Source organism: Sulfobacillus thermotolerans (assembly GCF_039623705.1).
Lineage (GTDB): Bacteria > Bacillota > Sulfobacillia > Sulfobacillales > Sulfobacillaceae > Sulfobacillus > Sulfobacillus thermotolerans.
Genome location: NZ_CP133983.1, coordinates 1,213,294 through 1,226,239 on the forward strand (window position 1 = coordinate 1,213,294; position 12,946 = coordinate 1,226,239).

Below are 12,946 nucleotides of genomic sequence, written 5' to 3' on the forward strand. Positions count from 1 at the left end.
AAATGCTCCGTTTCATGCGTAGTGTGAGGGGACTATGCCAAGTTTACATGATATGAAAGGCTCCGAAGAGCAAGCCACAAATCAGCTCCAAGCGAAACGCTTGCCAATAGCGAAGACGAGGCCACCCAAAGAGGTCTGGCAAGGTGAGATTCCAGAGCCACATCAGAAGAGCAGGAATGCCAAAGACGACCACGGCGACCAAGAAGACACCCAACGAACCGAATCCAGCAAACGGTAACAAGGGAAACCCGCTAAAGTTCAATAAGATCACGCTCCTCTTTGTGAGTCCGACTGGTAAGTTTAGGATATCATAGGCCAACTTTTCTAATGGATATGGAACGCTTATGTCGTAAAATAGTTTGGAAGGTCATAGCCCATCATGGAAACCTGTTGGTACGTGGGCTAGTCATTGAGTCGATGGCGACGTGAGCATAGAGGCAGCGTTTGCCCCCCTTTTGGGAAGTTTATTTCGGAGAAGGGATTTGAAAGCTGTGGCTAAGCACCTTGTTCAAGAAGCTGTCTATTGGAGCCGGCTAGATCAAGGGGATTGGTCGTTGTATTTAGCAGCGACTGAGTCCGGATTGTGTGCTATTACGCTCCCTCACGACACGTTTGCTACGTTAGAACAGTGGATTGATGCGCATATTCCTGGGGCTGTACTCGAGCACAATGTCATAGCACTTGCACCATATACGACTCAACTACAGGAGTATTTTAACGGCCAGCGTCAGCACTTTACCTGTGCTGTGGATATGCGTGGCACAACGTTTCAACGCCGTGTTTGGAACGCGTTGCGGGATATTCCCTTTGGCACGGTGCAAAGTTATTCCGATATCGCTGCCCGTATTGGAAGCCCGCAAGCGGTTAGGGCTGTTGGTGCCGCCAACGGCGCCAACCCGATCCCCATTGTCGTGCCTTGCCACCGCGTTATCGGCAAGAATCGAACGCTCACTGGCTACCGAGGAGGGTTAGAGGTGAAAGCGCATTTACTGGAACTCGAAGGAATAGCGGTGAGTCTAGATGCACGGCGCTAAGACTAGTCTTCTTCGTAGCGATTTCCCCGTGGTAGGCCAAGGATTGGTGTCATGAAATAATGTCTAAGCGCACATGGAAAACCGAAGAGGAAGCACCTATGGCCTTTTGTACGCTATAATAGTCGCGACATATGAGTCGCACGAAGGATATCAGAATGCTTCGGGTTGGTTCAACAGGGCTTAAGAAGCGAGGAGCGTGGGCGTTAATGAGTGACCCATATGAACCGCACCCTTATCAGGGTCAGAAGGCGGTGTTAGCGACCAAGCATCAAAAGGAAATCGTATTGGGACCGCCCTTACAGCAAGCTGTCGGATTAGATCTCTATGTTCCTGAAAACATCGATACGGACTTGTTGGGGACGTTTAGTGGAGAAATTGAACGACATGGCACACCGCGGGACGTTGCGTTACGCAAAGCCCGGTGGGGGATGGAATTGACAGGCTTGTCGTTAGGTTTGGCGAGTGAGGGGAGTTTTGGGCCTCATCCGCAGCTGCTTTTTGTGCCGTCGGATCATGAATTGCTCGCGTTTATTGATCAAGAGCGAGGCATAGAAATTGTTGAGCAAACGCTGAGTGTCGAAACCAATTATGGCCATCAGGCGGCGAAATCTGTGGATGACCTGCAAGAATTTTTAACCCAGGTGCAATTTCCTTCGCATGCGTTGATTGTGCGGCCACACTCGGGATTTCAACCGGATTTATTGTTCAAGGGGATCTCTGATGTGCCTAGCCTTCGCAATGCTGTCGCCTTATGCAGCGCAGCATCGGCAGATGGGATGGCTCATGTGGAGACGGATATGCGAGCGCATGTGAATCCCATGCGGCAGCGCGTCCTAAATGCGTTAGCGGCCCAGTTAGGCAGACGGCTCGCATCGCGTTGTCCTTCCTGTCACGCACCGGGATTTGGCGTGGTCGACGTGGTCAAAGGTCTGCCCTGCGAGCAATGTGGGCTTCCTACCCAGCTCATTAGTGTGATAGGCGAAAACTAAGTCGGCTATCACGCCCACTGCGCGCTTCGATTTTGATGAAGCACAGCTTCGCGATGAAATCCAGCCTGTTCGGCCACGTGTTGACTACGGTGGTTGCGGGGATCACAACGAATTTCAAGCCGCTTAGCATCTAAATGGTGAGCCGCCCAGTCTACAATGCCTTGAACAGCTTCAGTCATCAGCCCTTGGCCCACTGCGGAGGTGCGAAGCCAATAACCGATCTCGAAACATCCGGCCTCCCAATTGAGATTATGCAGACCGCTGCTGCCAACAAACTGGCCTGACGATTTGAGAAAAAGATGCAGGCTCATAGGATTCGACGATGGCCTCATTGACCATGAGACCGTCCCCGGATAATGGACTTCGAATGAGGAGGCGTTCCGTTTCAAAAGCGTTGGGAAAGTCTATGAGAAGCGGATTCATAAGGACTCCTTTTTACTCCCAATTATCTCTAATATTAAGGACGCCCTCAAGACTTTTCAGTGCCTCGCACAATGTTACAAGGGTTTGCTCATTGCAGATGGGATGGCAATCCGTTCGCGTTTCATCAACACAAAATATAGGGTGCTGGCGACAATGAGTCCCACAATCCATGAAATGTCAGCGCCTCCCATTGCCTTGGCGATGGGGCCTTCGTAGAGGGTTGTGTTGATAAAGGGAATTTCGATGACCGTCGTAAGGACGAACGTGAATAAGGAACGCCTATTAAATTTGGGATATTGGCCACCCGCGTGCAAGATGGAGGGAATATCATACTGCCCGTGGCGGACCCAATAGAAGTCGGTCAGGTTAATGGCGGTCCAGGGAATGAGTACATAGAGAATTAAAAGCAAAAAGTTACTGTAGTTGTTGAGGAAATTTCCCTGTCCCCAAATGGCAAGGGCTGTTCCGACGATGCCGGCTGCGAGGATGATGCTAATGCGAGATAGTGCACCAAAGCGCCATGGTTTAATGGCGTGGAGAGTTGTCGTGGTAGACATAAAAGCGCCATAGAGGTTCAGCACATTCACCCCAATGATCCCCAGGACAATGACGGGAAAAACGATAGCAGAGAGCGATCCTCCGACTCTGTCTGCAACGAAGGCCACCGTATTGGCGTTAAAGGCTTTTGCCGCAAAACTCATCATGACGGCTCCGATAGACATCATCCAGACGGTGCCAATCACCGATCCCCAATAGGTATAGCCAAAACATTGTCGGATAGACGTGTCTTGCGGCAAGTACCGTGAATAATCAGCCACATATGGTGCATAGGTAATCTGCCACGTCGTCGAGATGGAAATGGCTAGCAGAAATGTGCTCCATGTGAAGTGTCCGGCGGTTGGGGCGTGAACGGGATAGATTGTCCATAACCGAATGGTCAAGAGGACGAAAACTATTGCAAAGAGGTATCCGGCCCATTTTTCATACTGATGAATCAGGTCGTAGCCAACAATGGCGAGAACAATATTGATGAGACTGACGAGAATAATCGCTAGATCTATGGGCATCCCAAGCCATGCGGCCAGCGCCTGCCCCCCTAAGACCGCGCTCGTTGCGAAGTAGCCCAGGTACATCACAATAACCAAGAGCAGTGGCAAGATGGCCCCATACAATCCAAATTGGGCGCGGCTTTGGATCATTTGAGGAATGCCCAATTTCGGGCCTTGCGCAGAATGGTACGCCATAAAGACGGCACCGGCTGCATTGCCTATGAGAATGGCTAGAATTGCACTCGTTAGATTTAATCCTAAAACAATACCCAGTGCGCCGGTAACGATGGTGGTAATCTGCATGTTTGCGGTGAACCAAATAAAGAAGAGGTTGCTGACTTTTCCGTGTCGCTCTGTCGGTGGAATATAATCAATCGAATGGGTTTCCACTTTCATCTCGTTGTCACGTCCTTTGTGGATACTGGTGTTCGGAATGAAAGAGATGTTACTTTAATGAGGCGATACATAAATGAATCCATACATCATATTATCAATAGAAGTCGGAAATGCAAGTTAATTATCTGGAATTTAGAATAAATAACAAAAAACATTTAGGATTAATGGCGTCTGTTATCGACGTCGTCTTGGAAGGTGCTATAATGTGGATGATTGATTAGTTTCATGAAGTCCAAACAATATGAATGGAGTTAAACGTTATATGGAGATCGCGAGCACCATTGAGTCTTTTGCTGAGCGTATCCGGCGCATTGCGGATGATTCGCCTGCCAACCAGCAAATTGCGGAATATCTCGATGATCACCTACGAGATGTGTCCTTTATGAGTTCTGCCGAATTGGCTAAACAGACGGGCGTCAGCCAGGCATCCATTACCCGCTTTTGCACCGCGATGGGGTTTGCAGGGTATGGTGATTTTGTGCACGCGCTGCAAAATGTGGTGCGAGAGGAGTGGAAAGCACCAGAGCGCACAATTTACCTGCGTCCTAGCCTTCCTGAAGATGCCGATCCCCTGTTGGTGCAGGAGATTACTAATCTCGAGAATTTGCCTGAAATTCTTGAGAGTGAATCGATGGCAAGGTTGGTCGATCTCGTGGCGCGAGCCGAACGGGTCGTGCTGGCGGGTGCACGTATTTCTAGCACTCTTATTCCTTATGCCGCCTACTGTTTAGCCAAAGTGAGAAACGGCATTGAAGTGGCGACGCCGGGTTCGGTCCTATGGGATAATTTCACCCCGCAACCAGGCACGGTTATTGTGGGATGGGTGTTCCCGCGCTATCCCCAGACATTGCTAGACTGGTTGCAACAGGCGCTGCACAGTGGGGTGCCAGTGGCTGTGTTGACCGACCGTTGGATGTCGCCAGCCATGGCCTGGGCCGATCCAGCGCTCGTCGTACCGGTTTCCAATGCGTCTCTCTTTGACTCGTATGTCGCGCCAATGTTTTTAGTCAATTACCTAACGCGCCAAGTGGCACAAAGGGTTCCTGCGGTGCGTGAGCGCTTGGAGCAGCTTGAAGAGCGCGATCAGCGTTTAGGGGTGTACTGGACGCGCCCGCATCACTGAGCACAAGGAGATGGATGGATGTCCGCGATTTCTTCACAACGCTTGTTATCGCGTATAGAGCAATTGCGCGTGATTGGCCAAGATCCTCAAGGCGGTATTACCCGCCCGTTTGGTAGTGCAGCGGAGATTGATGCCCGCCAGTGGTTTGTGTCAGAAGCTCAGCAGGCGGGGCTAAGCCTGCACGTTGATGCGGCGGGCAATATATGGGCGCGTTACCCCGGCAAGCGCTCTGGGGTGTTGGCCGTGGGATCGCATTTGGATACCGTGCCTCACGGGGGTGCCTATGACGGTGCGCTTGGGGTACTGATGGCGCTTGAAGCGATTCAGAGCTTAAAGGAGTCCGGATATGCCCCCGAACATACGTTGGCCGTTTTAGTGTTTACCGGCGAAGAACCCAATGCATTTCGGTTGTCTACCTTGGGGAGCCGCCTTTTAACCGGGGTTTTGTCGTGGGAAGATATTGTCTCGGTCACGGATGATGAGCGTCGGCCTGTCATGAAGGCCCTTGAGGCCGCAGGGGCCAGTCCTGATGCTCACGATTTGTCACTGGACGATGTCCGGGGCTTTGTAGAACCGCATATCGAACAAGGGCCACGCCTGCAAGACAGCGGGGAAGTTCTGGGCGTAGTCTCCACGATTACGGGGATTATTCGGCACGCCGTGACGTTAGTGGGCGAGCAAAATCATGCCGGGACGACACCTTGGGCGCTCAGACACGACAGCGTGCAAGCGTTTGCGCAGGTTATGATGATTTTTCAGCAGTGGTTGGCCCGCTATACGGGCCGAGTCACGGGCACCGTGGGATTTGTGGACGTTTATCCAAACGCGGTGAATATTGTGCCCTCTCGGGTCGAATTTATCGTGGAATGGCGATCGCCCGACATGGACCTTTTGCAACAGGTCGCTCAAGGGTATTGGGAGGCGGTGGAAGCATGGACCCGTAGCCACCAGATTACGGCGAATCGTCATGTGATATTGAACCAGCCGCCTAGTCCCATGGATCAAAGCATGCAAACCTTATTGGCTGAAACCATTGCCCACCGTGGGATGGCGGCCCCGGTTATGGCGAGCTGGGCGGGCCATGACGCGGCGCATATGGCCCGCCGTGTGCCAACGGGGATGCTCTTTATCCGCAACAATGGGAAAAGCCACTGTCCCGATGAAGCGTGTGAGGATGATGATATTCTCACGGCCCAGCAGGTGCTCACCGACTTTCTCGTGCAGTGGGATGAAACGCTGGCTAAGGAGGGAATCCGGTGATAGACGCTTTCGTGGCTTATTATCCGGAGTGGGTATGGCATCAAGGGGCCTTTGCGCAGGCCTTTGGCGTCGTGGTCAGTCCCCAAGATGGCCGCATTGTCGCGGTTGGCCCCAAAGAAAAAATTTTAACCCAATATCCGGATGCGGTGTCTTATCATTGGCCGCACTTGGCTATGGTGCCGGGCACCGTGAATACGCATACGCATTCCTTTCAACATTTATTGCGCGGTTTAGCCGTGGATGAACCCTTCTTAGTCTGGCGTGATCAAGCGCTGTACCGGGTCACGCCGCACTTAGACGCGCAAGCGATTTACTGGGGCGCTAAGCTGGCCTTTAGCGAAATGCTGCGGCATGGGATTACGACCGTCGCAGACTTTTTTTACGTCCATTCCCACGGCCTTGAAAATGATGAGGCCGTGATTCAGGCTGCAGTTGACGTGGGTATTCGGCTGGTCTTAGCCCGGACGTTTTATGACTGGGAGGGAGCACCTGCCGCTTACCGGGAGACGCCAGAAGAAGCTACACGCCGCACGCGGGCGCTGGCGGTCAAATATCAAGGGCATCCGATGGTGTCGATTCATCCAGCGCCGCACAGTGTGCACGGGGCATCGGACGAGATGATTCAGGCCGGGGTAGCCCTGGCGCGTGAGATGGATACGCCTTGGCATATTCATGTCGCCGAAGAGCCTTTCGAGGTCGAAGAGTGTCAAGCGCGCACGCGCCTTACGCCGGTCGCGCATTTGCAGCAAATGGGCGCGCTGGACGACCGCATGATTGCGATTCACTTAACATGGGCCAATGCTGACGATATTGCCCTATTGGGCGAAGCCAAGGCTCACCTTGCCTATTGCCCATCTAGCAATATGTTTTTAGCAGACGGAGTGACGCCGGTTGGAGCGCTACGAACGGCCGGGGTGACAGCGGGCCTAGGTACGGATGGGGGATGTAGCAATAACCGTGCGAGCATTTTTGAAGAAATGCGGATGGCCGCTTTGCTACAAAAAGTCCACACCTTGGATGCCACCGCGTTGGACGCGTCCTCCGTATGGGCGATGGGTACCACAGCTGGGGCGCAGATGCTTCAGGTGAACGCCGGAGACATCGCGGTAGGCCGTTTGGCTGATTTCGTGGCGGTGGACTTAACGCATGTCTCGTTGTTACCGTGGTCGCCCCAAACGCTGTTAGCCAATATTGTGTATGCCATGAGTCCAGAAGCTATTCGGCATGTCGTGGTGGGCGGACGGGCGGTGGTTACAGACGGCGAGCTTGTCACAGTAGATGCCAACGAGTTGTTTCAGCAGGTCCAAAATGTGAGCACGCGCTGGAGCGGGCAATAAAAGGGTTTGGACACATATCAAAGGAGGTCTTTGTCAATGCAGGATTTTACGCGTCACAGCGAAATTCAAGCCCCCACTGGCCCCGAACTTCACTGTAAAGGATGGGGTCAAGAAGGTGCATTGCGGATGCTCATGAACAACTTGGATGCGCGAGTTGGGGAAAATCCGGCACAGCGCATTGTGTACGGCGGACGCGGGCGGGCGGCCCGGTCATGGCCCGCTTATGACAAGATTGTGGAAAGCTTGCTGACCATGGACAATGATGAAACGCTCCTCATCCAATCGGGAAAGCCGGTCGGCGTCTTTAAGACGCAGCCGGGAGCGCCGCGTGTGCTGATTGCCAATGCTAATCTTGTGGGGAAGTGGGCGACCCTGGAGGAATTTGACCGGCTGGAACAAATGGGTTTAACCATGTTCGGTCAAATGACCGCAGGATCGTGGATTTACATCGGGAGTCAAGGTGTGATTCAAGGAACGTTTGAAACCCTAGCGGCTTTAGCGACCAAGCATTTTGACGGTACACTGCGCGGACGCCTCTATGTTTCGGCGGGGTTAGGGGGCATGGGGGGCGCTCAGCCTCTGTCTGTGAAAATGCTTGATGGGGTGGCGTTATTGGCCGAAGTGGATGCACGCCGCATTCAAAAGCGTTTGGATTCAGGGTATTTGGATGTTGGGTTGGAGAGTATCCCCGAAGCCGTGAACATCGCGTTACAGGCCAAGGCGGAAGGACGCGCACTCTCTATTGGGGTGCATTGCCACGCCAATGAATTATTGCAATACCTTGTGGCGGAACGGATTACGCCGGATGTCTTGTCGGATCAAACTGCGGCCCATGATCCGTTGGTCGGGTATATTCCCGATGAATTGACTGTGGAGGAAGCCACGATTCTGCGTGCTGAAGACCCGAGCCAATACCTGCAGAAAGCCCGGCAGTCTATTGCCCACCACGTCGAAAATATGTTGGTGCTGCAGCGTGCAGGGGCCCAAACTTTTGATTATGGCAATAACATTCGGCGTGAAGCGTTTGATCAGGGCGTAACCGACGCCTTTGAAATTTTAGGATACGTGCCGGCCTATTTGCGCGATTTATTCTGTGAAGGCAAAGGTCCATTCCGGTGGGCCGTATTGTCCGGCAGACCGGAAGAATTATACCAACTCGATCAACTCGCCCTCGATATGTTTGGGGATAATCCCCTTTTGCGGCGGTGGTTTACGTTGGCTCAGCAATATATTCAGTTCCAGGGTCTCCCGGCCCGGATTGCCTATATGGGTCTGGGCGAACGTGACGCATTTGCGGTGCGGGTCAACGAGTGGGTGGCTCAGGGTAAATTGTCGGCACCCGTCGTCTTCGGACGTGATCACCATGACACGGGTTCGGTGGCCTCGCCATACCGGGAAACCGAAAAAATGGCAGACGGTTCGGATGCGATTGCGGACTGGCCGATTCTCAATGCCTTGCTTAATACGGCAGCGGGCGCGCACTGGGTGTCCTTCCATCATGGCGGAGGCACCGGCATCGGCTATTCCTTGCACGCGGGCGCCGTGGTGGTGGCGGATGGGAGTGATGACAGTGCGGGACGCTTGTCGCGGGTCTTTTTCAATGATCCGGGCATCGGCGTCATTCGTCATGCCGATGCAGGCTATTCTTTAGCGGAAAAAACCATGCTGGCGCACAGTGCGCGCATGCGAGCGCCTTTTGTGGGTCCGGCATCCAACATCCCCTCGGATACTCGCGCGTAGAATCCCCTAGCGCGAGGCGAATGCTAAACACAACGGAAAGCGAGCGATGTCATGCGTCAGCTCATTATTCATGGCACGATTTTTCCGGTGAAGACCTCTAGAGCACCCCGGCGAGGCCAAGCACTTCCGGCAGAACCGCCGATCCGAGATGGTGCTTTAATGATAGAGGACGATATCATCCAGGCGGTGGGACCTACCAAGGACATTGTGGCGCAATATCCCGGAGTGCATGCCGTGTGGGATGCTAAGGGACGTGCGGTCATTCCAGGATTTGTAGATTGCCATACCCATCTCCCTTTTGCTGCATGGCGGGCCGATGAATACCGCCTGCGGCTTGCCGGCAAGCGCTATGAAGAGATTGCCCATGCGCGGGGCGGGATTGTTCGCTCAAGTCGACAATTGCGGCAAACGTCAGATGACCAGGTCACTAGCTTTGTTCGGGCGCTGGCTGGTGAGATGCTGACGACAGGAACGACCACCATGGAAATGAAAAGTGGCTATGGCCTGAGCGTGCGCGACGAGTTGCGGCAGCTGCGCCTCATTCAGACGCTGCGCAAGCAAGTCAAGCAACGGATTGTTTCCACCGGACTTTTTCTGCATGCGCCGCCGCCCGAGACGTCACGATCCTTATGGATTGATCAAGTGATGCACGAGCTTTGGCCGGCGGCTTACGATGAGGGGCTACTGGACGCTGTCGATGCCTTTGTCGAAGAGGGCGCTTTTACTGCTAGTGAAGCGCAGCCATTGCTCGTAGAGGCCGCGCAGCGTCAGCTGCTAACCAGACTGCATGCGGACCAATTGAGCCGCATGGGAGGAACCAAGATGGGACTCGACCTAGCGGTGCGTGGTCTCGATCATCTTGACTACTTGGCTGCTGAGGATTTGGAGCGATTAGCCTCATCCGGTACGGTGGCGGTACTGTTGCCAGCGGCAACATATAGTATGAAGCAAACGGTGCGCCCGCCAGCGCGCGAAATAATTGACGCTGGCGGAGCGGTGGCGATTGCCACCGATTTCAATCCCGGGACTGCGCCCATCTCGAGCATCCCGTTGACGATGTCGCTAGCGGTTCATCTCTTTGATCTCACACCCGAAGAAGCGCTGTCTGCGGTGACGATTAACGCCGCTTATGTCTTGGGATTGGATCAACAAATCGGCTCACTGGAAGTCGGGAAACAAGCTGATGTACTAATCTTGGATACCGATGAACTGGCGATGATTCCATACCGCGCGGGTCACAATCCTGTGGCGCGGGTCATGGTGCGAGGGCAGTGGGTGGTCGGCGAGAAGGGATTGGGTGGGGTATAACGGGATTGATTACCGCGGTACCGCCGGATACGGACATTGGCTATGGGCATTGCTTTCTTTAGGGGCATCCGAGGATTCTTTGGGATTTTTAGAGATCGAAAAAAGAGACAGCACACCTCTAAACGTGCTGTCTCTTGATGAGAACCGTGTTGTGTCAAAGCTGATCCCATGCTTAGGAAGGGGATATCCACCAATATTGGGGCGAGATGGCGTTGGTAAAATTATTCGCGGATTCCTTGACGCCATGAACATTCTGCGCGACTTCTCCTAGATCTTCCGGCATGGGCATCCACAAATTAGGCAATTGCTTGGCCGCAAACACTTGATAGGCATCAAGAGCTTGCTGAGCCGCTTGTGGGGACGGTTGGGGCTGGTGTGTGGCGGCGATGAGCTTATTCATTTCTGAATTGCTATAGCCGTAGAAATTGTATCCGCCACCTGATTCATACATCCCGCCACCGGTAGGATAACTGCCGCCATAACTCCAGTTGAGCCCGGTTTGTATTTCCCATTTACTGGGTTGGGCGTGATATTGCAGCATTTGTACAAACTCGACGGGTGTCAGAGAGACTTTAATCCCTTCTTTGGCCCAATCTTGCTGCATCAGCTGAGCCATGTCTAGTGTAGTGTTGCTCCCTGCAGCAAATTGCATGTTGAAAACGAGCTTTTGACCTTGCTGATTGGTCATCACGCCGTTGACTAAATGCCATCCATTTTTCTCTAGCAAGGCTTTGCCGGCATTAATGTTGAAGGGGTAAATGGGCTGCGTGAGTTGGGGGGCCAGGAATGTCGGGGGATGAAGGGGGACAGGACCAGTTCCCAACACGCCCATGCCATGATAGAGCGTGTTGATAATTGCGGGTTGGTCAATGCCCATTTGCAACGCTTGGCGCACCGGCAGTTGGCGCAAAATGCTCCCGACTTGGGGGCTGCGGAAATTTAACGGATTGCGCGCAATGGAATACGTATAGGCTGTATAGAGTTTGTCTTGGGGCAATTGCTGACGAATGGAATACATGGATAACGGCAAGTAGCCGACTTGGATGGTTCCCGTTTTTAGTCCGTTGACTTCAGACGTTTCCGACGTCTCATACGCCAAAATCAATTTGTTGATATACGGTTTGTGACCATCATAGTGAATATTGGGCACAAAGGTCCAGGAATTGTTTTGCACGGCATTGACAATGCGAAAGGGGCCATCGACGACATGAAAAAAAGAGACATTATCAGCGTTATTGGCTAAGTACGTCAATTCTTGGTTGACGTTGTTAGGATATTGGTTCCGCGATTGCGCTGGTAAGGGTAACAAATCCGCAAGTCCGTTATATTCAAACCAAATTTGGTTGACGGGCTGTGTGAGCGTGACTTGAAACGCATGGGAATTTAAAATCGTGACACTGCGAATGAGCGTGGGGATGCCGCCAGACCCTGCTCCAGAATATGGCCATGGGGCCGGCGCATTCGGAGAAGACGCGGCTTTAATTAAGTGCCACGTAAACAAGACGTCTTGCGCCGTCACGGGAGTCCCGTCGGACCAATGCCACTTCTTATTCATGGTTATGGTATAAACGGTGCCCGTCTTGTTCCAATGAATGCTGCTAGCGATGCTACGCGCATAGTCAATGGTGCCATTGGATGCGATATGGAAGAGTCCTTTGTACATCAGTGATGCCGCCCAAGCATCGTAGAGGCTGTTGTCAGCGTTGGGACGCAGTGGATTGTACCAATTGATTGAAATGAGAGGGCCCAACGCGTCGACAATGGTGCCGCCTTTCGTGATATGCCCGGCCTTACTCACAGCCGCAGGTGGCGAGGTCGCGTTGGTGCCGCACGCCGCAAGTCCTGCCGACAACAACGCGCTGGTGGTGATGACTCCGAAGGTTTTCGAGATCTTTCTCATTGTCATAGGAATGCGCCTCCGCTCTGGTCGCAAAGTTTGATACTCAGATGCTGTTCTTGTCCACATCATACGGACGGGCGTATACTGCCGCGTTTATTTTTACGGAGTCAAAAAATTATAAAGGTACCTATCCTTGCATGGTTCCGAGCAAGGAGTAATGAAGAGCATAGAGGAAGGGCCCGGGTGAATTCCTGTGCATTTAACACAATAAATTTATCATATTTTCTTCCGATATGTTGAGAATAGTGCGGCAATCAATGCCTAAACAAGAGCAAAGCATGCGAATGATAGATCGAGGATTTCCATTTCTCTAAAGACGCGAGCGCTTTCTGCAAATATCTAACATAGAAAGCATAATAATGTTAGATATCTGAGTAAATTGTGTAA

At 52.7% G+C, this 12,946-nt stretch carries 11 protein-coding genes; 7 read left to right on the forward strand and 4 right to left on the reverse strand.

Annotation, left to right across the window (positions count from 1 at the left end; translation table 11 throughout):
• Positions 1-43: 43 nt before the first annotated feature.
• Positions 44-262 carry a hypothetical protein gene (locus ORD20_RS06200; protein ID WP_146039100.1) on the reverse strand — a complete coding sequence of 73 codons (219 nt, stop codon included), beginning with the start codon at positions 260-262 and terminating at the stop codon, positions 44-46.
• Between the two features lie 229 nt (positions 263-491).
• Between ORD20_RS06200 and ORD20_RS06205 the strand changes: the two genes are divergently transcribed.
• Both ORD20_RS06205 and ORD20_RS06210 read left to right on the forward strand, forming a co-directional pair.
• Positions 492-1,034, forward strand: coding sequence for a methylated-DNA--[protein]-cysteine S-methyltransferase (locus tag ORD20_RS06205; protein WP_103376516.1), 543 nt, complete (start codon positions 492-494; stop codon positions 1,032-1,034).
• 206 nt (positions 1,035-1,240) lie between these two features.
• Positions 1,241-2,023: a DUF6671 family protein gene (locus tag ORD20_RS06210; protein ID WP_430626607.1), complete on the forward strand. Its 783-nt coding sequence runs from the start codon at positions 1,241-1,243 to the stop codon at positions 2,021-2,023.
• 8 nt (positions 2,024-2,031) lie between these two features.
• Here ORD20_RS06210 and ORD20_RS06215 read toward each other — a convergent pair whose 3' ends face one another.
• Together ORD20_RS06215 and ORD20_RS06220 are read right to left on the reverse strand one after the other, a co-directional pair.
• A complete protein-coding gene (locus ORD20_RS06215; RefSeq protein WP_430626608.1) occupies positions 2,032-2,355 on the reverse strand; it encodes a GNAT family N-acetyltransferase in 324 nt (107 codons plus the stop codon).
• A gap of 165 nt (positions 2,356-2,520) precedes the next feature.
• Positions 2,521-3,891: a purine-cytosine permease family protein gene (locus tag ORD20_RS06220; RefSeq protein ID WP_103376513.1), complete on the reverse strand. Its 1,371-nt coding sequence runs from the start codon at positions 3,889-3,891 to the stop codon at positions 2,521-2,523.
• A 262-nt stretch (positions 3,892-4,153) separates the two neighbouring features.
• Between ORD20_RS06220 and ORD20_RS06225 the strand changes: the two genes are divergently transcribed.
• The 5 genes from ORD20_RS06225 to hutI are packed head-to-tail and all read left to right on the forward strand — an operon-like array spanning position 4,154 to position 10,659.
• Entirely contained in the window at positions 4,154-5,014 is an 861-nt protein-coding gene (locus tag ORD20_RS06225; protein WP_173677116.1) for a MurR/RpiR family transcriptional regulator, read from the forward strand.
• Positions 5,015-5,032: 18 nt separating this feature from the next.
• Positions 5,033-6,274 (forward strand): Zn-dependent hydrolase, encoded by a 1,242-nt coding sequence (locus tag ORD20_RS06230; RefSeq protein WP_103376512.1) that lies wholly within the window; start codon positions 5,033-5,035, stop codon positions 6,272-6,274.
• The gene (locus ORD20_RS06235) at positions 6,271-7,611 is read left to right on the forward strand and encodes an amidohydrolase family protein (protein ID WP_242968628.1); all 1,341 of its coding nucleotides are present in this window, start codon (positions 6,271-6,273) and stop codon (positions 7,609-7,611) included. Before ORD20_RS06230 ends, ORD20_RS06235 begins: the two co-directional genes overlap by 4 nt.
• Positions 7,612-7,647: 36 nt before the next feature.
• Complete coding sequence (gene hutU, locus ORD20_RS06240) at positions 7,648-9,351, forward strand: urocanate hydratase (RefSeq protein WP_103376511.1); 1,704 nt, start codon at positions 7,648-7,650, stop codon at positions 9,349-9,351.
• Positions 9,352-9,402: 51 nt separating this feature from the next.
• On the forward strand, positions 9,403-10,659 hold the full coding sequence (hutI, locus tag ORD20_RS06245; protein ID WP_103376510.1) for an imidazolonepropionase: 1,257 nt from the start codon (positions 9,403-9,405) through the stop codon (positions 10,657-10,659).
• Between the two features lie 172 nt (positions 10,660-10,831).
• Here hutI and ORD20_RS06250 read toward each other — a convergent pair whose 3' ends face one another.
• Entirely contained in the window at positions 10,832-12,565 is a 1,734-nt protein-coding gene (locus ORD20_RS06250; RefSeq protein ID WP_158246367.1) for a peptide ABC transporter substrate-binding protein, read from the reverse strand.
• Between the last annotated feature and the right edge of the window lie 381 nt (positions 12,566-12,946).

What these genes read in the sequence shown, in the direction of transcription:
- ORD20_RS06210 (WP_430626607.1), top strand. Translation starts at nt 1,241, where the DNA reads ATGAGTGACCCATATGAACCGCACCCTTATCAGGGTCAGAAGGCGGTG.
- ORD20_RS06215 (WP_430626608.1), bottom strand. Translation starts at nt 2,355, where the DNA reads ATGAGGCCATCGTCGAATCCTATGAGCCTGCATCTTTTTCTCAAATCG.
- ORD20_RS06220 (WP_103376513.1), bottom strand. Translation starts at nt 3,891, where the DNA reads ATGAAAGTGGAAACCCATTCGATTGATTATATTCCACCGACAGAGCGA.
- ORD20_RS06225 (WP_173677116.1), top strand. Translation starts at nt 4,154, where the DNA reads ATGGAGATCGCGAGCACCATTGAGTCTTTTGCTGAGCGTATCCGGCGC.
- ORD20_RS06230 (WP_103376512.1), top strand. Translation starts at nt 5,033, where the DNA reads ATGTCCGCGATTTCTTCACAACGCTTGTTATCGCGTATAGAGCAATTG.
- hutU (WP_103376511.1), top strand. Translation starts at nt 7,648, where the DNA reads ATGCAGGATTTTACGCGTCACAGCGAAATTCAAGCCCCCACTGGCCCC.
- hutI (WP_103376510.1), top strand. Translation starts at nt 9,403, where the DNA reads ATGCGTCAGCTCATTATTCATGGCACGATTTTTCCGGTGAAGACCTCT.
- ORD20_RS06250 (WP_158246367.1), bottom strand. Translation starts at nt 12,565, where the DNA reads ATGACAATGAGAAAGATCTCGAAAACCTTCGGAGTCATCACCACCAGC.